20 protein-coding genes are annotated in these 21552 nt (G+C 57.3%); 4 read left to right on the top strand and 16 right to left on the bottom strand.

Translation table 11 applies throughout. The annotated features are described in order from the left end of the window. Nucleotides 1-37: 37 nt before the first annotated feature. The 9 genes from LDN04_RS12310 to LDN04_RS12270 all read right to left on the bottom strand — a co-directional run bounded on the left by LDN04_RS12310 (nt 38) and on the right by LDN04_RS12270 (nt 11867). On the bottom strand, nt 38-2752 hold the full coding sequence (locus tag LDN04_RS12310; RefSeq protein WP_223910906.1) for a Cache 3/Cache 2 fusion domain-containing protein: 2715 nt from the start codon (nt 2750-2752) through the stop codon (nt 38-40). A 98-nt stretch (nt 2753-2850) separates the two neighbouring features. After that, nucleotides 2851-5157 carry a methyl-accepting chemotaxis protein gene (locus LDN04_RS12305; RefSeq protein WP_223910903.1) on the bottom strand — a complete coding sequence of 769 codons (2307 nt, stop codon included), beginning with the start codon at nt 5155-5157 and terminating at the stop codon, nt 2851-2853. 47 nt (nt 5158-5204) lie between these two features. Then, entirely contained in the window at nt 5205-5765 is a 561-nt protein-coding gene (locus tag LDN04_RS12300; RefSeq protein WP_223910900.1) for a chemotaxis protein CheW, read from the bottom strand. Then, complete coding sequence (locus LDN04_RS12295) at nt 5752-7419, bottom strand: chemotaxis protein CheA (RefSeq protein WP_223910897.1); 1668 nt, start codon at nt 7417-7419, stop codon at nt 5752-5754. The genes LDN04_RS12300 and LDN04_RS12295 overlap by 14 nt, the downstream gene beginning before the upstream one ends. 12 nt (nt 7420-7431) lie before the next feature. Then, a complete protein-coding gene (locus LDN04_RS12290) occupies nt 7432-7830 on the bottom strand; it encodes a response regulator (RefSeq protein ID WP_223910894.1) in 399 nt (132 codons plus the stop codon). 38 nt (nt 7831-7868) lie between these two features. Beyond that, on the bottom strand, nt 7869-8243 hold the full coding sequence (locus tag LDN04_RS12285) for a response regulator (protein ID WP_223910891.1): 375 nt from the start codon (nt 8241-8243) through the stop codon (nt 7869-7871). 280 nt (nt 8244-8523) lie between these two features. Then, the gene (locus tag LDN04_RS12280; protein ID WP_223910888.1) at nt 8524-9873 is read right to left on the bottom strand and encodes a sigma-54 dependent transcriptional regulator; all 1350 of its coding nucleotides are present in this window, start codon (nt 9871-9873) and stop codon (nt 8524-8526) included. Next, nucleotides 9870-11192, bottom strand: a complete 1323-nt coding sequence (locus LDN04_RS12275; RefSeq protein ID WP_223910886.1) for a PAS domain-containing sensor histidine kinase — start codon at nt 11190-11192, stop codon at nt 9870-9872. Before LDN04_RS12275 ends, LDN04_RS12280 begins: the two co-directional genes overlap by 4 nt. Before the next feature lie 15 nt (nt 11193-11207). Next, the gene (locus LDN04_RS12270; RefSeq protein ID WP_223910883.1) at nt 11208-11867 is read right to left on the bottom strand and encodes a response regulator; all 660 of its coding nucleotides are present in this window, start codon (nt 11865-11867) and stop codon (nt 11208-11210) included. A 221-nt stretch (nt 11868-12088) separates the two neighbouring features. Between LDN04_RS12270 and efp the strand changes: the two genes are divergently transcribed. Next, nucleotides 12089-12652: an elongation factor P gene (gene efp / locus LDN04_RS12265; RefSeq protein ID WP_223910880.1), complete on the top strand. Its 564-nt coding sequence runs from the start codon at nt 12089-12091 to the stop codon at nt 12650-12652. A gap of 3 nt (nt 12653-12655) precedes the next feature. Next, a complete protein-coding gene (gene epmA / locus LDN04_RS12260; protein WP_223910878.1) occupies nt 12656-13579 on the top strand; it encodes an EF-P lysine aminoacylase EpmA in 924 nt (307 codons plus the stop codon). 33 nt (nt 13580-13612) lie between these two features. Here epmA and LDN04_RS12255 read toward each other — a convergent pair whose 3' ends face one another. The 4 genes from LDN04_RS12255 to rimI are packed head-to-tail and all read right to left on the bottom strand — an operon-like array spanning nt 13613 to nt 16895. Beyond that, the gene (locus LDN04_RS12255) at nt 13613-14653 is read right to left on the bottom strand and encodes a KamA family radical SAM protein (RefSeq protein ID WP_223910875.1); all 1041 of its coding nucleotides are present in this window, start codon (nt 14651-14653) and stop codon (nt 13613-13615) included. A gap of 4 nt (nt 14654-14657) precedes the next feature. Beyond that, nucleotides 14658-15575, bottom strand: coding sequence for a dihydroorotate dehydrogenase (locus LDN04_RS12250; protein WP_223910872.1), 918 nt, complete (start codon nt 15573-15575; stop codon nt 14658-14660). Nucleotides 15576-15600: 25 nt separating this feature from the next. Next, nucleotides 15601-16425: a dihydroorotate dehydrogenase electron transfer subunit gene (locus LDN04_RS12245; protein ID WP_223910869.1), complete on the bottom strand. Its 825-nt coding sequence runs from the start codon at nt 16423-16425 to the stop codon at nt 15601-15603. Continuing rightward, nucleotides 16422-16895 (bottom strand): ribosomal protein S18-alanine N-acetyltransferase, encoded by a 474-nt coding sequence (gene rimI, locus LDN04_RS12240; protein ID WP_223910866.1) that lies wholly within the window; start codon nt 16893-16895, stop codon nt 16422-16424. Before rimI ends, LDN04_RS12245 begins: the two co-directional genes overlap by 4 nt. A 121-nt stretch (nt 16896-17016) precedes the next feature. On the opposite strand from rimI, the gene purM reads away from it, so the two are divergent. Together purM and purN are read left to right on the top strand one after the other, a co-directional pair. Further along, nucleotides 17017-18063 (top strand): phosphoribosylformylglycinamidine cyclo-ligase, encoded by a 1047-nt coding sequence (gene purM / locus LDN04_RS12235; RefSeq protein ID WP_223910863.1) that lies wholly within the window; start codon nt 17017-17019, stop codon nt 18061-18063. Between the two features lie 11 nt (nt 18064-18074). Beyond that, nucleotides 18075-18731, top strand: coding sequence for a phosphoribosylglycinamide formyltransferase (gene purN, locus LDN04_RS12230; protein ID WP_223910860.1), 657 nt, complete (start codon nt 18075-18077; stop codon nt 18729-18731). A gap of 24 nt (nt 18732-18755) precedes the next feature. On the opposite strand, the gene LDN04_RS12225 is transcribed toward purN, so the two are convergent. From LDN04_RS12225 to purF, 3 genes are all read right to left on the bottom strand, one after another. Continuing rightward, on the bottom strand, nt 18756-19439 hold the full coding sequence (locus LDN04_RS12225; RefSeq protein ID WP_223910857.1) for a YkgJ family cysteine cluster protein: 684 nt from the start codon (nt 19437-19439) through the stop codon (nt 18756-18758). A gap of 73 nt (nt 19440-19512) precedes the next feature. Beyond that, a complete protein-coding gene (gene pyrE / locus LDN04_RS12220; protein ID WP_223910854.1) occupies nt 19513-20061 on the bottom strand; it encodes an orotate phosphoribosyltransferase in 549 nt (182 codons plus the stop codon). A 1-nt stretch (nt 20062) separates the two neighbouring features. Continuing rightward, nucleotides 20063-21475 carry an amidophosphoribosyltransferase gene (gene purF, locus LDN04_RS12215; protein ID WP_223910851.1) on the bottom strand — a complete coding sequence of 471 codons (1413 nt, stop codon included), beginning with the start codon at nt 21473-21475 and terminating at the stop codon, nt 20063-20065. Between the last annotated feature and the right edge of the window lie 77 nt (nt 21476-21552).

Here is a 21552-nt window from a genome sequence, read left to right as displayed (position 1 = left end):
ATATCTCCCGATGGAGTGTTACCATCGGGAGATTGTATCATGCCACCTTGAACTCGGCGACCATGCCGGCCAGGTCGACTGCCTGCTGGGACAGGTTCTGGGCCGAACGGGAAAGCTGTTCCACCGAGGCCAGGTTTTCCCGGGAGCTGTCGCTGATGCTTTCCACCGCCTGCACCACCATCTCCCCGCCCTTCTTCTGCTCCGCCGTGGCGTTGGCCACCGTCAGGGTCATGGCGTTCATGCTGTTGATCGCCTCCACGATCTGCCGCGCCGACAGCGCCTGCTCCCGGGTGGCGATGTTCACCTGCTGGGTCACGTTGTTCATGTTCTCCACCGCAATCCGGATCTGCTTGCTCCCCTGGGCTTGCTCTCGGGTCGCTCCCGTTACCTCCTGGGTGACGGTGTTCATCCGCTCCACGGCAATCCGGATCTGCTTCCCGCCCTGGGCCTGCTCACGTGCCGCATTGGCCACCTGGGCCGTGGACAGGGTCATTCGCTCCACCGACTTCAGCACCTGCCCGGAGGCGTTGGCCTGTTCACCCGTCATCAGGGATATGTCGGACATGAGAGTGCTCGTCTTTTCTATGCTCTTGACGATGTTCGCCAGGGCGTTACCCGCCACGCCGGACAGCTCCATGGAGGAACGGGCTTCCTGGGCCGCCAGTTCGCCGTACTTCACCGAGTCGCCGGTGTCGGCCTGGACCTGCTTGATTACCTCGCCGATCTCCTTGGTTGCGTTGACGCTCCGCTCCGCCAGCTTTCTTACCTCTTCCGCGACTACCGCAAAACCCCGGCCCGCGTCTCCAGCCCGCGCCGCCTCGATGGCCGCGTTCAGCGCCAGGAGGTTCGTCTGGTCAGCAATCTCGTTGATCACCTTGACGATGCTGCCGATCTCCTCGGAGCGTTTCCCCAGGTTGGCGATGGAGGCGGCCGTCTTCTCGATGACGTTCCCCACGCGTTCCATGGCCATCAGCGCCTGCTGCACCGCCTCCTGTCCCGCCGAGCCTTCCTTGGCCGCAGCCTTGGCCACATCATCCGCAGCGGTAACGTTCTTGGCCGACTCCCGGATGGAAACGGCCAGCTGTTCGATGATAGCCGCCGTGTCGGTCGCCACCTGCTGCAGTTCCTGGGTGTTCCCCGCCACCTGGTCGATGGAGACGGTCATCTGCTCGATGGTGGAGGAGGTCTCGGATACGGACGACGCCAGCTCTTCGGCGCTCTGGGCCACCCGGTCGATGGAAACCGTCATCTGCTCGATGGTGGCCGAGGTCTCGGCAACCGACGACGCCATCACTTCGGCACTCTTGGATACCTGCTCGCTGGACGCCCCCAGTTCCTGCACCGACGAGGAAACCTCGTCCACGTTGGAGGCCAGGGAGTCTGCGTTGGCTGCCACGGTCTGGATGGAGGCCGCCATCTGCACCATGGTCGCCGATGTTTCCTCCGCAGCCGACGCCTGGCTGCTGGCTGCACGGTTCAGTTGCTCAGAACCGCCGGATATCTCGTTGGCCGCCGATGCCACCTGGTCAGACGTGGAGCGTATCCGGCCGATCATGCTCCGCAGACTGACGACCATCTGATTAAGGGCATTGCTGAGCGTCCCTATTTCATCGTTACTCTGCACTTGAATGGAATTAGTGAGGTCACCCCCTGCCACCATGCTTGCAAAGTCAACCGCACTCCGGAGAGGCTTGATAACCATGCGAGTTGCGGCATAATTCAAAATCCCTATCATGATCAAGATGATAAGAATGGTCGCGGCAAAGAGGACGACATACAACGTGCGCACATCCGCAGATAGCTCTTCCTCGTAAGCGCCCGCTGCAATCACCATTTTCCAGTCATCAAACGCCGTGTATACCACCATCTTTTCACGTGGGGTCGACTCCCCCTTGTTCTGCCAGTAGTAATGGGTCACTCCTTCACGGTTCTTGAGAATCTCCTTGATGAATTCGCGCCCATCCGCGGCCTTGGAGTCGAGGATGTTTTTCCCCTCTTCAAACGGGTGAATAACCAGCGTCCCCTGCTGTTCACCCTGGTCGGCATTCAAGGCGTAGATATAGCCGGTCTTGCCGATCTTGATCTCCTTGATCTGTTCTTTCATGAATTTCAATGCATCTGTCGTATCCATGCCGACGAACAGCAGTCCGATGATCATGCCGCCGCCATCCTTGATCGGCACATATTTTGTCGAATAGTCCCGGCCAAAGAGATTGGCGCGGCCGAGGTAACTTTCCCCTTTCATGACAAAACCATAGGCAGGATGGTTCTTGCCGAGCATGGTTCCTATCGCCCGCGAACCATCCTGCTTTTTTACCGACGTGGTGATCCGAACGAAGTCGTCACCTGTTTTCGCAAACACCGTCGCTACCGCGCCGGTCATCTTCGTAAAACGGTCTATCGTATCAAAATCCATATTGAGTACGCTGGTGCCATGCAGCAGCACCGGGGTATCTACCGTTCCTATTTTCACTGTACGGCGGGTGTCAAGCTGAAACCTCTCGGGGAAATAGGACGTGAATACGTTTGCAAATTTTTCCGTACTTTGGGTGACACTGTGGTCATACACTTCAAGCATGCTTTTAACTAGATTCACCTGGCGCTTGAGATCGGTGATTGCATTTTTCTCCAGCATATTGCCAGTATACGTGCCGATATAGGTGGAGAATATACTGAGTAAAACAAGTACCAGCAAGGCTTCGGCAACGACCAGTTTCTTTCCGAGCGACCAGTTCATGATTCTCGTTTTCATATCAATTCCTTTCTGTAAGGAATAACCGATTGAATCACATTACCAATTAATGCGGGATTCCACTGCTCAGCAAAGAAACTGTATTTCCTCCTTTGGCGTCATGCCACCTTGAACTCCGCCACCATGCCGGCCAGGTCGATCGCCTGCTGGGACAGGTTTTGGGCCGAACGGGAAAGCTGTTCCACCGACGAGAGGTTTTCCCGGGAACTGTCGCTGATGGTCTCCACCGCCTGTACCACCATCTCCCCACCCTTCTTCTGTTCTGCAGTCGCATTGGCTACCGACATGGTCATGCTGTTCATGCTGTTGACCGCCTCCACGATCTGCCGCGCCGATAACGCCTGCTCCTTAGTGGCGATGCTTACCTGCTGGGTCACGTTGTTCATGTTCTCCACCGCTATCCGAATCTGCTTGCTCCCTAACGTCTGTTCCCTGGTCGCTCCCGTCACTTCCTGGGTGACAGTGTTCATCCGCTCCACGGCGATCCGGATCTGCTTCCCGCCCTGGGCCTGTTCACGTGCCGCATTGGCCACCTGGGCCGTCGCCTGGGTCATCCGCTCCACCGACTTCAGCACCTGCCCGGAGGCGTTGGCTTGTTCATTGGTCATCAGGGATATCTCGGACATGAGATTGCTCGTCTGCTCGATGCTCTTGACGATATTCGCCAACGCGTTCCCCGCCGCACCGGACAGTTCCATGGAGGAACGGGCTTCCTGGGCCGCCAGTTCGCCGTACTTCACCGAGTCCCCGGTGTCGGCCTGGACCTGCTTGATTACTTCGCCGATCTCCTTGGTGGCGTTGACGCTCCGCTCCGCCAGCTTTCTTACCTCTTCCGCGACCACAGCAAAGCCCCGGCCCGCATCCCCCGCCCGCGCCGCCTCGATGGCCGCGTTCAGCGCCAGGAGGTTCGTCTGGTCGGCAATCTCGTTGATCACCTTGACGATGCTGCCGATCTCCTCGGAGCGTTTCCCCAGGTTGGCGATGGAGGCGGCGGTCTTGTCGATGACGCTTCCCACCCGCTCCATGGCCGCCAGCGCCTGCTGCACCGCTTCCTGACCCGCCGAGCCTTCCTTGGCCGCAGCCTTGGCCACATCGTCCGCCGACTCTATGTTCTTGGCCGATTCCCGGATGGAGATGGCCAGCTGCTCGACGGTTGCTGCTGTGTCGGTCGCCACCTGCTGCAGTTCCTGGGTGTTCCCCGCCACCTGGTCGATGGAGACGGTCATCTGCTCAATGGTGGAGGAGGTCTCGGATACGGACGACGCCAGTTCTTCGGCGCTCTGGGCCACCCGGTCGATGGAGACCGTCATCTGCTCGATGGTGGCCGAGGTCTCGGCAACCGACGACGCCATCACTTCGGCACTCTTGGATACCTGCTCACTGGAGGCTCCCAGTTCCTGCACCGACGAGGAAACCTCGTCCACGTTGGAGGCTAGGGAATCGGCGTTGGCCGCCACGGTCTGGATGGAGGCCGCCATCTGCACCATGGTCGCCGATGTTTCCTCCGCAGCCGACGCCTGGCTGTGCGCGGCACGATTCAACTGGACGGAACCGCTGGATATCTCGTTCGCCGCCGATGCCACCTGGTCCGACGTGGAACGTATCCGCCCGATCATGCTCCGCAGACTGTCCGCCATCTTGTCCATGGCGGCCAGCAGCTGTCCCACCTCATCGCGGGTAGTGGCCTCTATGGTGACGGTCAGATCGCCATCAGCAATTTTGTTGGCGACTCCCAAGGCCGTATTGACCGGCGTTGTAATACTCCGCGTGATGACCACGCCGAGGATAACGCAGAGAATTATGGCCACAACGATGCAGACGGTGAGTATAGTAAATGTACGCGCAGCCAGCGCCCTGAAGTGTGGCTCGGTGTCATCCATCCGCTTGTTGGCTTCATCGGACATGTCTTTGACTGCTGCTTCCAGGCGGTGCATCTCGTCCTTGTACTGGGTGATCGCCTTGTTCGCCTCCTCGGGGGTCTTTATGCGGCCAGCAAGGATTTCATCGTGAGTCTTATCAAACCCTTTTACATAATCCGCGATATCGGCTTTCATCGCTTTCATCGTTTCCTTTTCCTTAGGAAGTACGACAATTTTATCGAGATCTGCCATACGGGTATTCAGATGCTCGAGCTGTTCCCGCCACTTCTTGTCGTATTCTGCCACCTTATCCGGCTGGGTGATATTGAGATACATATCCTTCTCGTAGCGCCTGAGCCCGACGACATTGGCCCGGGCCCGTGCGGCATGCTCGGATATGGAGGCATCCCCCCTGAGAATGTCGATTGTCTTCTCCGTGCTGGTCCTGACCCCCCAGAACCCCGCCCCACCCACCACGAGCATGAGCAGAAGCATCAAGGCAAACCCGAATGTCAACCGTCCACCGATTTTCATGTTCTTAAGCATGGCACTGTGTCTCCTTTTTCAATCCTGCAATATTAGGTATCAACAGGTTAATTCCCGTCAGTCAGCAGAAGTGCCCGGTTCAGGTCGAGAATGATGATCAGCCGTCCCTCCAGCTTCCCGACACCTTTGATGTAGTTCTGGTCCAGGGTGATCGCCTCCTCCGGTATCTCTTCGATAATGGCCGATGATATCTTGATCACCTGGGAGACCGCATCCACCAGCATCCCGAGGCGCTTCCCCTTCAGCTCGATGACGATGATCCGCTGGGCATCCGTAGTCTCCCCAGCCGCCATCCGGAACCGGCTCCGCAGGTCCACCACCGGGATGATCTTTCCCCGCAGGTTGATAACTCCCCGCACATGGACGGGTGCACCGGGAACCGGTGTTATGTCCGTCGCCCGGATAATTTCCTGGACGCTGCTGATATCGACCCCGTACTCCTCGCGCCCCAGGCTGAAGGTGACCAGGTGATGGAGTTGTTCCTCCTGCTGCGCCGCAACAGCTGTGGCGGTTGCATCCAGTTCCTGCTGGGCCTTTCCCACGAACTGGGACAGGATATCCTCCGCCAGCCCCGATTGGGGGAGTGTTATCTCGCTATTCTCCGGCATGTGTTCCTCCTCTCCTGGTTTTCACTATGAGTGATGCGATATCGAGTATCAGGGCCACCCGGCCGTCACCCAGGACGGTTCCCCCGGAAATGCCCGGCAGTTCTCCCAGATATTCGTCCATCCCCTTGATGACCACTTCCTGCTGACCGATGAGCCGGTCCACCACCAGGCCACCCCGCTTTTCGCCGGTGCCGACCACCACTACATACTCTTCAACCTCGCTCCTGGTTCGCCCAAGACCGAAGAAACGATCGAGACGAATAACCGGCAAGAGCCTCTCCCGCAATTGGATGATCTCGCCGTCGGACACCTGATGTATTTCGTCGTTAGCAATCTTGATGCTCTCCAGGACACCGGAAAGCGGAATGGCAAAGGTTTCCCCTGCCACCTCGATCATGAGGGCGTTGATGATGGCCAGGGTCAGGGGGAGCTTGATGGTGAAGGTAGTCCCCTTTCCCGGCGTGCTGTCGATATCGATCAGCCCGTTGAAGGAGTTGACCGTGTTCTTGACCACGTCGAGACCGATCCCCCGGCCGGAGGTTTCGGTCACTTCCTTACTGGTGGAAAACCCGGGGAGAAAGAGCAGTTGCATGGCATCGTAATCATCCATGGAACTGGCCTGTTCACTGTCGATCAGCCCCTTGTTCAACGCCTGCTTCCGCACCTTGTCCGCATCGATCCCGCCCCCGTCGTCCTTGACGGCGATGATGATATGGCTGCTCTCGTGCCGTGCCGACAGGTGGATGGTACCGGCGGCAGGTTTCTTCTGTTTGCGCCGTGCCGACGGCTTTTCGATGCCGTGGTCCACTGCGTTGCGGATCAGGTGGAGAAGCGGTTCGCCGATCTCGTCGATGACGGTCTTGTCCAGTTCAGTCCCTTCGCCCTCGAACTCGAGCTTGATCTCCTTGCCATGCTGTAGGGAAAGGTCGCGCACCAGGCGGGTAAAGCGCTGGAAAACCACCTTGACCGGCAGCATCCGCGCTTTCATAATCGCCTCGCGCAGGTCGCCGGCGCTCTTGCCGATCATCTGGCTCGCCTCGGTGAAGGATTCAAGGAGCTGACGGTCCTGTACCGTTTCTCTTACCCGTTTCTCCAGCGTGAGCAGGGCGGTCCGGTGAATCACCAGTTCCCCTACCAGGTTCAGCAACTCATCGAGCTTTTCGAAATTTACCCGCAGGGTGGTGGACTTCTGTGTGATATACGCGAAATCATCCTTTTTCACGGCAGGAAGTGGCGCAGAACTTGACTCGGCATCATCGCCGGCAAGAGCGTAATCAAGCACCATGATTTCATCGGTAAAATCCAGCTGCTCCCGGGGATTGGCGGAAAGCCGGCGCAGGGTCTCCCGCAACAGGTTGATGGCACCGTAGAAGATCTCGAAGAACGAAGCCGGCAGCGGCGTAGTACGCTCCGAAACCGTCTTGAGCACGCTTTCCAGCTTATGAACGTACTGCTGCACCGGCGTGAGCCCGATCATCCCCGAATTCCCCTTCAGGGTATGGAGATTGCCGAGGAGCAGGGTCGTGATCGATCGGTCGGGAGACTCGCCACCGCGCCGCTCAAGCTCCAGAAGCCCTGCTTCCACGGCCTCCAGATGGGTTGACGCATCTTCCAGGTACTCTTCGAGCAAAATAGATATATCAATAGTCTCCAACGTATCCCCCAACTATGCTTTGGATGTCTGCGCAGGCACGGCGCCCGGGATGATTTGTTCGATCAACGTGTAGAGGTCCGGAGGTGAAAACGGTTTCTTGAGATACCCCTTAGCACCCAGCTTGAGGGCACGAATGGTATCGTCCTCCTTCCCTTCGGTGCTGATGACGATTATGGGAAGTCGACGCTGAATCCCGAGAGCGGTGGCTTTCTCGAGAAACTGTACTCCGTTCATGACCGGCATGTTGATGTCGAGCAGAATAAGCTGAATATCGTCCTGTCGTGCGAGTTCATCCAGCGCCTCCTGCCCGTTCATCGCATCGGCAATCTCGCACGCGTACCGTGACAGTACCAGGCGGTACATTTGATGGATAAGGGCCGAATCATCAACCACAAGAACTTTTTTGAGCATATATTCCTCACTTGCTATTGATAGTATTCAATCCGCAATCAATGTTTAATCGGGATACCGATTCCCTCGACTTTTGACAGGAGGTCCTGAATATCCACGGGCTTTCTGAAAAAATGCAACGCCCCGCGCTCATAGGCAAGGGACTCGATCTCGGCAGTGCCATAGCCGGTCATGATAATCACTTCGGTAGAATACCGGTCTTTTATGAACTTCAGCAATTCAAGCCCCTCGATGCCGTTCACACCCGACATCCGGATATCGGCGATGACAAGGTCGAAATGGGTGTTTGCCAGCGCCTCTTCGGCCTGTTCTATCTCGTTGCAGGTTATGACTTCCACTCCTTCAGTCTTCAACGCATAGGAAAGGCTGAGAAGTATGGATTGTTCGTCGTCAACGATGAGAATTTTTTTCATGATTATCGATGCTCCCCCTTAATGAAAAATAAAATACGTTAACGAAAAAGCACACAACATGCCAAATATCAATCATTCAACTATGTCTAATAGATTCGACTTGTTATGCAGTAGCGCATATGATGCGTCCAACATGCTGTACGGATTTCGTACAGTTTACGGGAGCGTGCGGGCAAGAGATGCTGGTTGAAGGAGTTTCAGAAAACAAAGCGCGGCGGGAAGTTGCGATTGCAGCATTGGCAAAAAATCCCTGCTGTCCGATTTTCGGACATGTGCAGATTCAGGACAGTGGAGAAATTTTTTTAAGCTTGGCGAGGAGGGTTGAGCGACTTATGCCGAGTATGGAAGCGGTACGGGAATGATTGTCGTTGGTGGCATGGAGAACCTGCCTGATATACTCTTCTTCGACCTGGCAGAGTGGGCGCAGGTTACCGGTTTCACCAGGAGATTTCTCAACTGGGTGCAATCCCCGGATATCGGACGGGAGATGTTCGGGAGCAATAGGACCGCTCCCCGCAAGGATAAGAGCCCGTTCGATGACGTTGCGCAACTCACGGACGTTGCCAGGCCACATGTATACCAGCAGCAGATCCTCTACAACCGGGTCAAGCCGCGTGTAGCTCCTTCCCATGGAGTCCCCGACGAGACGAACGTAATAGTCAGCCAACAGAAGAATGTCGCGTCCCCGCTCACGGAGGGAAGGCAACTTGATCGGGAGCACGTTTATCCGGTAGTAGAGATCTTCCCGAAACTTTCCTTCTCTGACAAGCAGGGGAAGATCGCGGTTCGTGGCTGCCATGAATCGCGCACTGCTCTTGAGGTCGTTTACGCCGCCGACACGGCGGAAGAATTGGGTATCGAGCACTTTGAGGAGTTTTGCCTGGATAGCAAGGGGCATTTCTCCCAGTTCGTCGAAAAAAATGGTTCCATCGGCCGCGATTTCAAAGAGCCCTTTCTTCAGCGTCTTTGCATCGGTAAAGGCTCCCTTCTCATGGCCGAACAGTTCTGATTCCAGGAGGGTCTCCGACAGGGATGCACAATTGATCTCCACCAACGGTCCGGAAACCTGGCTCAGTTCATGGATCGATCTGGCGACCAGTTCTTTGCCGCTTCCCGATTCTCCCATGATGAGTACCGGCGTCGTGGGATTCTGGGCAAGAAGTTTCACGAGGCGCTGTACCCTGATTATTTGCGGCGATTCTCCGATGGTGGGGGTGCTGTGCGCCCTTCGCCGGTCCAGTCGCTGGGCATGTGCGGTTTCACGTGAAGACTGCTGCAGTGCCTCGACGCCGTCAAGAATCATCCCCACCTGATCGAGATCGAGAGGCTTGGCAAAATAATACTCAGCGCCGTGCTTCATGGCATGCACCGCCTTGTCCAGTTCAACACTATCCGCCATCATCATGACCCGCGTCCCTGCGGCCTGATCGGTCAAAGGCGTGATGAGCCGCACTCCCTCCGCGTCGAGGAGCTGCTGGTCAACAAAGGCCACCGTGGGAGAAAAATCCTTTGCCAGCCTCATCCCCCCAGAGCCCGTATCCGCAGTAACGACCTCGTACCCCCGATCGCGCAGGAAACCACATAATTGTACACGAGTCCGGTCGGCACGATCTATAACCAGTGCTCTCATGCCGCCCTCCCCTGCAGGGGAAGCTCGATTATGAACGTTGCCCCTCTTTCAGTATTGTTGTGGGCTGTCAGGGTACCATTGTGCGACTCGATGATGGTTCTGCTGATACTCAGCCCCAGTCCCGCGCCGTGCTTCTTCGTCGTAAAAAAGACGTCGAACAGCTTTTCCATGATTTCGTCGGGAATCCCGACTCCCGAGTCGGAGACCACTATCTGTGTCCCCTTCCGATCGGCAACGAGCGTTACGTCGACGCTGCCCCCCCCGGGTGTCGCCTCGATGGCATTTTTCAGAACATTCAGAAGCACCTGCTCGATTTTCTCCTGATCCCCATCCACCATTACCCGCTGCTCGGTCAAGTTTGAACGTATAGTCACTCCCCGATCGGCAGCAAATGGTGCGTTAATCAGGAGTGTTTCTTCGATCATCTGTTTCAACGGGAACAGCTGCCGATTCAGTTTCGGCTCCCGGGAGCAGAAGAGCAGGTCGTCCACCATGCGATTGAGTCTGCCCGCCTCTTTCAGGAGGGAGTCCATCAACTCTTTCTGGGGAGGAGTCAGGTCAAGCTCCTTTGACAATATCTGTCCGACGGCGGTCATCCCAAAGAGAGGATTACGGATTTCGTGGGCAACCCGCGCCACGACCTCACCCATAGTCGCCAGCCGCTCCTTGATTCTCAAGTTGCGGCGAATGGTAATGATTTCAGTAAGGTCTACGAAGGAAACGATATGTCCGGTAACTGTTCTGTCGGGAGACTTAAGGTCGAACCTTCGGAACCCTACGATTATGTCGGATATGTCGTAATGGAGCGGCACCTCACCCGCATCCCTACCGGTACGGACCGCATCGCACAGGCCCGGAGCGATGTCCGCCAGGTTTCGACCGATCATATCCTCCAGACTTGATTTGAAGAAATCAAGGACGTAGGGGTTAGCCAGCTTGATCAAGCATTCATGGTCAGTAACGAGAATGCCGCTCTGCATGTTGGTCAGGACCGATTCGACAAAGGTCTTCCGTTCCTGTAATTCCAGATAGGCTATTGAAAGTTCCTGCTCTGCACGCAGGCTCTCCAACATTTCACCGAGGAGAGGCTTAGTGACAAAAAAGTACAAGGTGGGAACGAGGATGATGGTGAGGAGAAAAACGTCGACGAATGCTTGCTCTGCAGGTTGCAGCGAGGAGAAAAAAAGATGGAGAACCAGCATGATTGCAGCTTCGGCAAACAGGATGATCGCAATGACCGAGATGAAAATCTTCCACAGGGATGCATGTCTGCCATCCGTCGTGATTGTAAAGGTATGGGGTTCCTTCTGTTCAGTCATCCAGTAGACCTTTGGTCAGAGGTTGTGCAGATCGATCATGCTGATATCGTGGCGATAATTGGTGGTGACCGCTTCGGTGGCCTTGGCCATCCGCTCCGTAATCAGCCGGATGCGCCCCAACTCCTGCTGAATTCCCGTAAGTGCCTGCTGAACTGACTCGGATGATGTGGATGTTTCTTTCTGCAGAAGATGGAGATAGGCGAAAACCGTCGTCAGTGGATTGTTTATCTCGTGACTGAGCGCAACCGCCATCTCCCGAAAGACGTTCAGACGTTCAAGTTCTACCTCTTGCCGCCGCGCCTTGCGGGAAGCTAAATGGACCTTGACCCTTGCCAGCAGTTCGTGCAACGAAAACGGCTTCACCACGTAATCTTCCGCACCGGCGTCGAATCCGCGGACCCGCTCCGATTCCGCATCCATGGTGGTGATGAATATGACCGGAATGTCCCGTGTCGTTTCATTGTCCTTCAGTTCCCGGCAGACGGCGAATCCGTCCATGTCGGGCAGGCGCACGTCAAGCAGGATGAGATCCGGCACGACCTGCTTCACCGCCACGATTCCCGATCTGCCGTCCTCCCTGAATGTGAGTTCGTAGCTCCCGACAAGGATATCCCTCACCAGCATCTGGGTTACCTTGCTGTCGTCTATGACGAGAATCTTCTCCAATGCCTGCATCAAAGGCGCTCCGTGAAATTCAAAATTGCTTAATCCTAACCGGGTTCAATCAGGGTTGTCAACTGCTATTTGCCCGTAAATCAACGGGAAATGGGGAAGCTTTGACGCAGGAATAAAGCCAAGCCATACTTCACGGACAGCCGCATTTTTTACTTAACAAACGCGCGTATTTAGTGTAAATATTACGGGTTTATATTTCTCGACAAAAGGATCAACCACCAATGTATACCGTTGCAGACCTGAGAAAAGGATTGAAAGTCACCCTGGATGGTGACCCCTACCTCGTCATAGCCTTTGATTTCGCCAAGCCCGGCAAGGGGCAGGCCCTCTACCGCACCAAACTGCGCAACATGATCTCAGGTGTCATCCTGGACAGGACCTACCGTTCGGGCGAAACCTTCGAACCGGCCAGCCTTGAGGAGCGGAAGATGCAATACCTCTACAAGGAGGATGACCACTACTGCTTCATGGACAATCAGACCTACGAGCAGGTACACGTGAGCGAGGCTGCCATGGGAGACGCCAAGAACTACCTGATCGACAACCTTCCGGTCAGCATCCTCCTGTTCAAGGAGAAGGCAATCGGTGTCGAGATCCCCAATTTCGTGAACCTGAGGGTGACCCAGACCGACCCGTGGGCGAAGGGAGACACCTCGGGAAGCGACTCCAAACCGGCGACGGTCGAGTCCGGTTACGTGTTGCGCGTCCCCCCTTTCATCGAAGAGGGAGAACTGATCACCATCGATACTCGGACCGGGGAATATTCTACGCGAGTAAAAGGATAGTCCATGGATGACAACTGGACTCTGGCGGCCCGGCGTAACGCGCTCATCGCCAGGGCGACCATTATCCAGGAAATCAGGCGGTTCTTTATTGAAGGGGGGTATCTCGAAGTGGAGACCCCCCTTCGCATTCCTGCACCCGCTCCTGAAGCCCACATCGATGCCATTCCGGCGGGCAATTGGTTCCTCCAGACATCGCCCGAACTCTGCATGAAGCGCATGCTGGCGGCCGGCTATGAACGGTTGTTCCAGATATGCCACTGCTGGCGTGCCGGAGAACGTGGCAGTCACCATCTCTCCGAATTTACCATGCTGGAGTGGTACCGGGCTAATTCCGATTACCTTGATATCATGGTCGACTGCGAGGGTCTGATCCGGACTCTGGTGTCTGGCGCGGGGCGGGGGACATCCATCACTTTTCGAGGGATGACCACCGATGTCGGGGGGGAATGGGAGCGGCTGACGGTGGAGGAGGCATTTGATCGCTACAGTGAAACGTCCATGGAGGAAGCTCTTGCCCTTGACCGGTTCGACGAGATCATGGTGGAGTCAATCGAGCCGAAGCTGGGAATGGAGCGACCCACGTTCATTCATGACTATCCCGCCTCCCGCGGCGCCCTGGCGCGCCTGAAAGCCGACGACGACAGCGTGGCGGAACGGTTCGAACTCTACATCGGTGGACTGGAGCTGGCCAATGCCTTTTCGGAACTGAACGACCCCATTGAACAGCGCAGAAGATTCGAGCAGGAGACCGCATACCGGGAAGAGTTGCGACGGCAGGCTTATCCCCTCCCTGAACCGTTTCTTGGTGAGCTTGCATCAATGCCCCCATCTGCAGGGATCGCCCTGGGCGTTGACCGGCTCGCCATGGTGCTCCTCAACGCGGGGCGGATAGACGACGTGGTGGCCTTCACACCGGATGAGCTGTGAATCTGTTAAAGGTGAATAGTAAGTGGTGAAAAGCTATCTGCCTGAATCCGTATCCTCATATTCAATAATCTCACCCTGGTAGTTCCGCAGCAGCAATCTGTTCCCCCTCCATTCCCCATTGTCGGGAACAAGGGGAACCTTCCCCTTCCCCCCCGGCAGATCGATGACGTAATAGGGGGTTGCCAACCCCGATGTGTGTCCCCGCAGACCTTCCATCACCTCAAGACCCCGTCGCACGCTGGTACGGAAATGACCGGTTCCCCGCACGAGATCGAGCTGATGAATGTAGTAAGGGCGCACCCGCATGGCAAGAAGCCCCTGCATGAGCTTTTTCATTACGCCCGGTTCGTCATTGACCCCCTGGAGCAGCACCGTCTGGTTCCCCAGGGGAATGCCGGCATCGGCCAGCCTCCTACAGGCGATCGTCGACTGGGGTGTGAGCTCGCGGGGATGGTTGAAGTGGGTATTGAGGTAGAGAGGGTGGAAGCGCTTGAGGAGACGGCAGAGCCTGGGTGTGATGCGCGACGGAAGAGTCACCGGTACCCGGCTGCCGATCCGGATCATCTCCACGTTGGACAGTGAACGCAGCCGGGCCAGCAGGTCGGCCAGCTCATCGTCGGGGAGCAGAAACGGATCCCCTCCCGACAGGATGACGTCCCGGATGGCAGGAGTTTCGGCAATATAGTCAAGGGCTGCAGAAAGGTCAATCTTCTGGGAACCGCAGCCGACCTGGCGCTTGCGCATGCAGAAGCGGCAGTACATAGCGCAGGCATTGGAAACCAGGAGTACCACCCGGTCGGGGTAACGGTGGATAAGACCGGGAACCGGGCTCAGGGATTCTTCGTTGAGCGGGTCGGGATCCTGCAGGTCATCGTGTAGTTCCCGTGGGTCGGGGATGCACTGACGCCAGATTGGGTCGCCAGGCGCCTCGATGAGGGAGAAGTAATGGGGGGTGATCCGGAGGGGATAGCGGGCGACCACTCCCCGCAGCGGTTCCACGTCCACACCGAACCGTTCGGCAATCTCACCCGGCTCGGTGATGGCGGCCGCCAGCTGTTTTTGCCAGGCTTCCATTATCTCAGGACCGGAGGGCGCCGATCAGCTCCTTGACATCAGCGATCCCCTGCTCAACCAAATAGCGCTCCATATCCCGGGCTATGGTCTGGGCCGCGGTCGGATCGAGGAAATTGGCGGTACCCACCTGGACGGCGGTCGCTCCAGCCAGCATGAACTCCAGAGCGTCGGTGGCGGACATGATGCCACCGATGCCAATGATAGGGAGTTGCACCGCCCGTGCCACCTGCCAGACCATGCGGAGTGCCACCGGCTTGATGGCCGGACCCGACAGGCCGCCGGTGATGTTGGCGAGGACCGGCTTCCGTTTGGCAAGATCGATGGCCATGCCGGTGAGGGTATTGATGAGGGAAAGGGCGTCTGCCCCCGCATCGGCGCAGGCGTTGGCCATGACCACCACGTCGGTGACGTTGGGGGAGAGCTTGACGATGACCGGCTTGATGGTTGCGTCCCGAACCATTTTCACCACCTCGTAGGCGGCTGCCGGGTCGGTACCGAACACAATCCCCCCCTGCTTCACGTTGGGACAGGAGATGTTTACCTCCAGACCAGCGACTTCGGGAATCCGGTCGAGCCGTCCCGCCAGTTCGCCATACTCCTCCAGGGTGTTGCCATAGACGTTGACGATGACCGGGGTGGATATGGTGCGCAGGAACGGCACCTTGTCGGCGATGAAGGCGTCGATCCCAACGTTCTGAAGGCCGATGGCGTTGAGCATTCCCCCCGGTGTCTCCACGATGCGCGGCGTCGCGTTCCCCGCCTTGGGTCGTAGTGAAAGACCTTTGGTGATAATGGCCCCGATACTTTCCAGGTCCATGTAACGGGCGAATTCGGCACCGTAGCCGAACGTACCGGAGGCGGTCATCACCGGGTTCCTGAGTTTGATACCGGCTATTTCAACTGACAGATCGGGCGTGTTCATCGCAGCTCCTTGCTGAATCCTCGTCCTACAGACGCTGTTCCCATGAGAGTTCCGTGTAGTCGAACACCGGTCCATCCTTGCAGACGCAGCGGTAATCGGGGGTCACTTCGGCGTGGTTGCGTCCTTTCACCACGCAGCCGAGGCAAGCACCAACCCCGCAGGCCATGTAGGCTTCCAGGGAAACCTGGCAAGAGATTCCGGTCCTGCCGGCTATCTCCGCCACCGCCCGAAGCATGGGAAATGGTCCGCAGGCGTAAATGGTTTTTGCGCTGGTACCGTTGCCCAGGTATCGCTCCAGTACTTCGGTCACCAGACCCCGTTCCCCCAGGGTACCGTCGTCGGTGGAAACGTAGGTCTCCACCCCCAGTCGCTCGAATTCGGTGATGCAAAGGACGTCGTCCCGTCCCCGCCCTCCGGCAAACAGATGCACGCGGGATTCTTTCACCAGTTCCCTAGCCAGATAGTAGAGGGGAGCAAGACCTACACCGCCCCCGACCAATATCTTGTCTTCCGCCGCATCACCTGCCCCGAACCCCTTGCCAAGGGGGCCGAGCACCTCAAGCTGATCGCCGTGGTGGAACCCTGCCAGCATTGCAGTCCCCTTCCCCACCACCCGGTAAAGGATATCCAGGAACGGCTGCTGGACGTCGGGATACTCGGTAGCCATGACACCTACGTCAAAGATGCCGAAGGGGCGGCGCAACAGGGGATCAATGGAGGCGCTCACCCGCACCATGACGAACTGGCCGGGGGTTGACGCCGTCACGAAAAACTGCGGGGCTGTCAGGCGCAGCCGGAAGTAACCGGGCGAAACCTCAACGTTGGTAATGACCGTCGCTTTAAAATTCATACCCTGTCCTCATTGTCGAAGCGGTATTCCATCAGGATCGCGTCTTCGCCATTTTCGTAGTAGCGCTTGCGCAGGCCGGTCTCCGTAAAACCGAGCCGGTGGTAAAGGGAACGCGCGGCAGCATTGGAGGTGCGCACTTCCAGGGTGACAATTTCCGCACCTCCCAACCGGCAGTCTCCGAGCACCCGCTTAACCAGGAGTTCACCTATCCCCTGGCCGCGGCAGTCGGGGTGAACGGCCACATTATAGATGTGACCCTCGTCCAGAAGCAGCATGGGGCAGATGTAGCCGACCAGGCGACCGTCATGGTCGAAGGCGGCCAGGGGGAATGCATAGGGTGACGCAAGCTCGTCCAGGAAATGGGTTCTGCTCCAGGGGCGGGGGTACGAGACGTCTTCGATAGCCAGGACCTCGGGAAGGTCCTGCTCCTGCATCGGACAGATGGTGATATCGTGCGGTCCGTCGCTCATTTCCACGCATCATAAGCAAACGCCGGCAGGTTTGTAAACTCTTTTTTCGCGCCGAGAATCGGTTTGACTTTTCCCCGTCGTTGGGGTAATAAACTAACTTTACTTTAGCGGAGGAACCATCGTGAGCACCACGAAAACAACCTATAAAGACGCCGGTGTAGACATCGACGCCGGCAATACCTTTGTCAAAATGATCAAACCCCTGGTAAAAGCGACCACCCGCCCCGAGGTCCTCGCGGATATCGGCGGCTTCGGCGGTCTCTTTTCCCTCAATTCCGGCAAATACAAGAATCCCGTTCTCGTCTCCGGCACCGACGGTGTCGGCACCAAGCTCAAGCTCGCTTTCATGGCTGACCGTCATGATACCGTGGGAATCGACCTGGTGGCCATGTGCGTGAACGACATCATCGTCCAGGGGGCAGAACCGCTCTTTTTCCTCGATTATCTTGCCACGGGGAAACTGGACCCGGAAAAGGGGGCAGCCATTATCAAGGGTATCGCCGAGGGATGCGTGCAGGCAGGCTGCGCCCTGATCGGCGGGGAAACCGCGGAGATGCCGGGGTTTTACGCCGACGGCGAGTATGACATGGCCGGGTTCACGGTAGGAGTCGTGGAACGTGAAAACCTCATCGACGGTTCCAGCATCACCGTCGGTAACCGACTCATCGGTCTCGCGTCCAGCGGCCTGCACAGCAACGGTTACTCCCTGGCACGTAAGGTCATCTTCGACCGTATGGGACTCGGCATAAACGACCAACTCCCCGGTCTCGGCAGGAGCGTGGCGGACGAACTCCTCACCCCCACCCGCATCTACGTTAAGAGCATCCTCAACCTGCTCCGGGACTTCCAGATCAACGGCATCGCCCATATCACCGGCGGTGGCTTGCTGGAAAACATCCCCCGCGTCCTTCCCCATGGTTGCAAGGCGCTGCTCCATAGGAACAGCTGGCAGGTGCCGGCCCTCTTCCAACTCCTCCAGGAAGGGGGAAACATCGACGACGACGAACTGCTCCGCACCTTTAACTGCGGTATCGGAATGGTCCTGGCAGTTCCGGAGAATGACGCCGAAGAGGTCCTGATCCGACTCTCCGGCCTCAACGAGCACGCCGTTGTCATCGGTGAAGTGGCGAAATGCGAACCGGGCAAAGAATGTGTCGAGATGGTATAGGCGGGAACGGTATGGGACGACGTGTTAAACTTGGCGTGCTGGTTTCCGGAAGTGGCTCGAACCTGCAGTCGATCATCGACCGGATCGATGACGGGAACCTGACCGCCGATATCGCCTGCGTCATCAGCAACAACGCGGGAGCCTTCGGACTGGAGCGGGCCCGCCAGCATGCTATCCCCGCCCTGCACATCGATCACCGGCTGTTCGCCGGCCGTTCCGCCTATGACGCTGCCCTTGTGGAAACACTTCAGCATTATGGCGTCGAACTGGTCATTCTTGCCGGCTTCATGCGAATCATAACACCGGTGCTCATCGACGCCTTTCCCCTGGCCATCATGAACATACACCCCGCCATTCTCCCCGCCTTTCCCGGCCTGCACGCCCAGCGCCAGGCCCTTGATCACGGCGCTCGGTTATCGGGCTGCACCGTGCATTTCGTGGACGCCGGCACCGACACCGGCCCCATCGTCATCCAGGCTGCCGTTCCTGTTCATGATGACGATACGGAAGAAAGCCTCTCCGCCCGTATTCAAGTTGAAGAACACCGCATCTACCCGCGCGCCATCCAGCTTTATGCGGAAGGGCGTCTCTCCGTCGAAGGACGGCGGGTCGTCATCACCCCGCCCGCCCCAGCATCAACTACCAGCCTGGAAAATCCGGCAGTTTAAAGGTTGAGGAAGAGACAGTAGCCTTTATCTGTTCCCCCTCGTCCACCATCCGCGCCAGTCGAATCCCGTGAAATCCTGCAGCAGCGCCAACGGGATGAAGGTGTCCAGTTCGCTCACCCTCTTCCCCAGCAGTTTATCGGTAAATACCCGAAACAGGGAAAGTTCCGCCTCGAAATGACGTCGGAATTCCCACTGCAGTTCCGGCATCGACAGAGGATCGAGCCCGGCAAAATTCAGGGTACACCACTCGTCATGCATCACTTCGCCGGAACTGTCCAACAGCGGGATGCCGTGGAGACGGCAGGTCATGGGCCGGTGGTCGTACACCAGGCAACGCCCGTCGGCACCGAGGAGGAGACAGGGGGTCTCGTCGTCGTCGGGCATGAGTTCGTGCCACTCCTCCTCATGCCGGTAATTGAGAATGTACGGGGAGTCCAGATCCGGCCAGATAGCCCGCAGACGGTGCAGTTGCTTCCGCGCCTTGATCAGCGTAGTTTTCCGGACGGTAGAGGGAAGTCCATCGAACCCCTTTTTAAGATAACAGGCATCAAGCAGCGTGATGTCGAACAGAGACCGGCAGCATTCTGCACAGCCACGACGGCAGACAATGGCCTCAGGATGGGCATTATGACAGCGTCCGAACCATTCATCTACCTCCTGAAGAAGTAGACCATAACTCACTAATATATTGTCAATTGCTGTATCCATACTGTGTTAGTACCATAAAAAGAGGCGACCACGTTGGTCGCCTCTACTATACCTGTATCTATTCTCAACCTTATTACGCAAGGACCTCACTCTTGGTGAAGAGCGCCTTCAGCCAGTAGCCTTCCTTCTCGATGTTCTCCCGTCCACCCTCTTCCCGGTCCACCAGCGTAACGATACCGAGAACGGTAAGCCCTTCCTCTTCGGCCCTGCGCACCGCCTTCATGGAAGAGCCGCCGGTGGTGACCACGTCTTCAACGATCACTACTTTCGTCCCCTTGGGGAGATTCTTGCGTCCTTCGAGCCACTGGCCGGTACCGTGCCCCTTGGGCTCCTTGCGGATTATGAAGGCATGGAGCGGTTTCTTGTCCAGGAGCGCGGCGATGGAGGTGGCAGTGGCGATGGGGTCGGCACCCATGGTGATGCCACCTACCGCCTGCACGCCATCCACATCTTTTAACGCCTCGTAGAACAGCCTGCCGACCAGAAATCCCCCCTCGGCATGGAGGGTGGTCTGTTTACCGTCAAAGTAGAAATCGCTCTCCCGCCCCGATGCCAGCGTCACCTTCCGCTTCTCGTAGGACAGTTCCTTGATGATGCTCTTGAGTTTTTCCCGTTCCGTCATCTCATAACTCCTTTTCAAATAGTCCCAGCTGCGGCTCGGGCCGAAGCTGCGGGAATTTTATGGGATAATCGCCGGTAAAGCAGGCGCGGCAGTAACTGGTATTCTCCGTTCCGACCGCCTGAGCCAGCCCTGCCGGCGTCAGATACCCGAGGGAATCGGCAGTGATGTATCTCCTGATCTCGTCAACAGTGTGGGACGAGGAGATCAGTTCCTTCCGGTTGGGAGTGTCGATACCGTAGTAACAGGGGTAACTGGTGGGGGGCGAGGATATCAGGACGTGCACTTCGCTGGCCCCCGCATTGCGAACCATCTTGACGATCTTGCGCGACGTGGTGCCCCGCACGATGGAATCGTCGATGACGATCACCCGTTTCCCCCGGATGAGTTCCCGTACCGGGTTGAGCTTTATCTTGACGCCGAAATGGCGGATTGCCTGCTGGGGCTCGATGAACGTACGTCCCACGTAATGGTTACGGATGAGCCCGAGTTCGAAAGGAATGCCCGACTCTTCCGCGTACCCCATGGCCGCCGGCACGCCGGAATCGGGAACCGGGATGACCATATCCGCCTCAATACGGAATTCCCGGGCCAGTTGGCGTCCCAGCTCCTTGCGGACCAGATAGACATTCTTGCCAAAAATGGTGGAATCGGGGCGGGCAAAGTAGACGAATTCGAAGATACAGGGGGCAGGATCGACCTTTTTGAAGGGGAAATGGGAGGTCATGCCATTTTTCGTGATCTCGATAATTTCACCCGGTTCGATCTCCCGGATGAATTCAGCCTCGATCAGGTCGAGGGCACAGCTTTCGGAGGCAACCACGTAGGCGTTACCCAGCTTACCCAGACAGAGGGGGCGGTAGCCGTGGGGGTCGCGCGCCGCGATCATGCGGGTTTCCGTCTGGAAGAGGAGACAGTAGGCTCCCTTGATCCGCTGTAATGAGTCGGCGATCCGCTCCAGGAGCGAACTGGTCTTGGAAGTGGCAAGGAGATGGACAATGATCTCCGTATCCATGGTGGTCTGGAAGATCGACCCCCACGCCTCCAGTTCGTCCTTGATGATCTGCGCGTTGACAATGTTGCCGTTGTGGGCAACGGCAATGGAACCCCGGGAATAATCGACCATGATCGGCTGAACGTTCTTGATCACCGACGAACCGGTTGTGGAGTAGCGGACATGCCCGATCGCCCCCTCACCGGGGAGCTGCTTGAATATCTCCTGGTTGCCGAACACGTCGGCAACCAGCCCCATCCCCTTGTGGGCATGGAGACTGGCTCCATCGGACGAAACGATGCCGCAGGACTCCTGGCCGCGGTGCTGAAGCGCATAAAGCCCGAGGTAGGTCAGATTGGCCGCTTCAGGATGGCCGAAGATACCGAAAATTCCACATTCCTCTTCGGGACGGTACAGTTTCATTGCTCACTCCGTGTTGTTCGAGGAAAGAAACCAAATCTGACTCCTTCTGCAGTGCCAGATACGCTTCTTGCAAAAAC

Source organism: Geobacter sp. AOG1, from assembly GCF_019972315.1.
Lineage (GTDB): Bacteria > Desulfobacterota > Desulfuromonadia > Geobacterales > Geobacteraceae > Geomobilimonas.
Note: the sequence above shows the minus strand (reverse complement) of the source record. Positions and strands in the feature narration are given on the sequence as shown.

What these genes read in the sequence shown, in the direction of transcription:
- LDN04_RS12250 (WP_223910872.1), bottom strand. Translation starts at nt 15,575, where the DNA reads ATGAACACGCCCGATCTGTCAGTTGAAATAGCCGGTATCAAACTCAGG.
- LDN04_RS12300 (WP_223910900.1), bottom strand. Translation starts at nt 5,765, where the DNA reads ATGCCGGAGAATAGCGAGATAACACTCCCCCAATCGGGGCTGGCGGAG.
- LDN04_RS12285 (WP_223910891.1), bottom strand. Translation starts at nt 8,243, where the DNA reads ATGAAAAAAATTCTCATCGTTGACGACGAACAATCCATACTTCTCAGC.
- LDN04_RS12275 (WP_223910886.1), bottom strand. Translation starts at nt 11,192, where the DNA reads ATGACTGAACAGAAGGAACCCCATACCTTTACAATCACGACGGATGGC.
- rimI (WP_223910866.1), bottom strand. Translation starts at nt 16,895, where the DNA reads ATGAGCGACGGACCGCACGATATCACCATCTGTCCGATGCAGGAGCAG.
- LDN04_RS12280 (WP_223910888.1), bottom strand. Translation starts at nt 9,873, where the DNA reads ATGAGAGCACTGGTTATAGATCGTGCCGACCGGACTCGTGTACAATTA.
- LDN04_RS12310 (WP_223910906.1), bottom strand. Translation starts at nt 2,752, where the DNA reads ATGAAAACGAGAATCATGAACTGGTCGCTCGGAAAGAAACTGGTCGTT.
- purN (WP_223910860.1), top strand. Translation starts at nt 18,075, where the DNA reads ATGGGACGACGTGTTAAACTTGGCGTGCTGGTTTCCGGAAGTGGCTCG.
- LDN04_RS12290 (WP_223910894.1), bottom strand. Translation starts at nt 7,830, where the DNA reads ATGCTCAAAAAAGTTCTTGTGGTTGATGATTCGGCCCTTATCCATCAA.
- LDN04_RS12305 (WP_223910903.1), bottom strand. Translation starts at nt 5,157, where the DNA reads ATGCTTAAGAACATGAAAATCGGTGGACGGTTGACATTCGGGTTTGCC.
- purF (WP_223910851.1), bottom strand. Translation starts at nt 21,475, where the DNA reads ATGAAACTGTACCGTCCCGAAGAGGAATGTGGAATTTTCGGTATCTTC.
- LDN04_RS12270 (WP_223910883.1), bottom strand. Translation starts at nt 11,867, where the DNA reads ATGCAGGCATTGGAGAAGATTCTCGTCATAGACGACAGCAAGGTAACC.
- efp (WP_223910880.1), top strand. Translation starts at nt 12,089, where the DNA reads ATGTATACCGTTGCAGACCTGAGAAAAGGATTGAAAGTCACCCTGGAT.
- LDN04_RS12255 (WP_223910875.1), bottom strand. Translation starts at nt 14,653, where the DNA reads ATGGAAGCCTGGCAAAAACAGCTGGCGGCCGCCATCACCGAGCCGGGT.
- pyrE (WP_223910854.1), bottom strand. Translation starts at nt 20,061, where the DNA reads ATGACGGAACGGGAAAAACTCAAGAGCATCATCAAGGAACTGTCCTAC.
- LDN04_RS12225 (WP_223910857.1), bottom strand. Translation starts at nt 19,439, where the DNA reads ATGGATACAGCAATTGACAATATATTAGTGAGTTATGGTCTACTTCTT.
- LDN04_RS12245 (WP_223910869.1), bottom strand. Translation starts at nt 16,425, where the DNA reads ATGAATTTTAAAGCGACGGTCATTACCAACGTTGAGGTTTCGCCCGGT.
- epmA (WP_223910878.1), top strand. Translation starts at nt 12,656, where the DNA reads ATGGATGACAACTGGACTCTGGCGGCCCGGCGTAACGCGCTCATCGCC.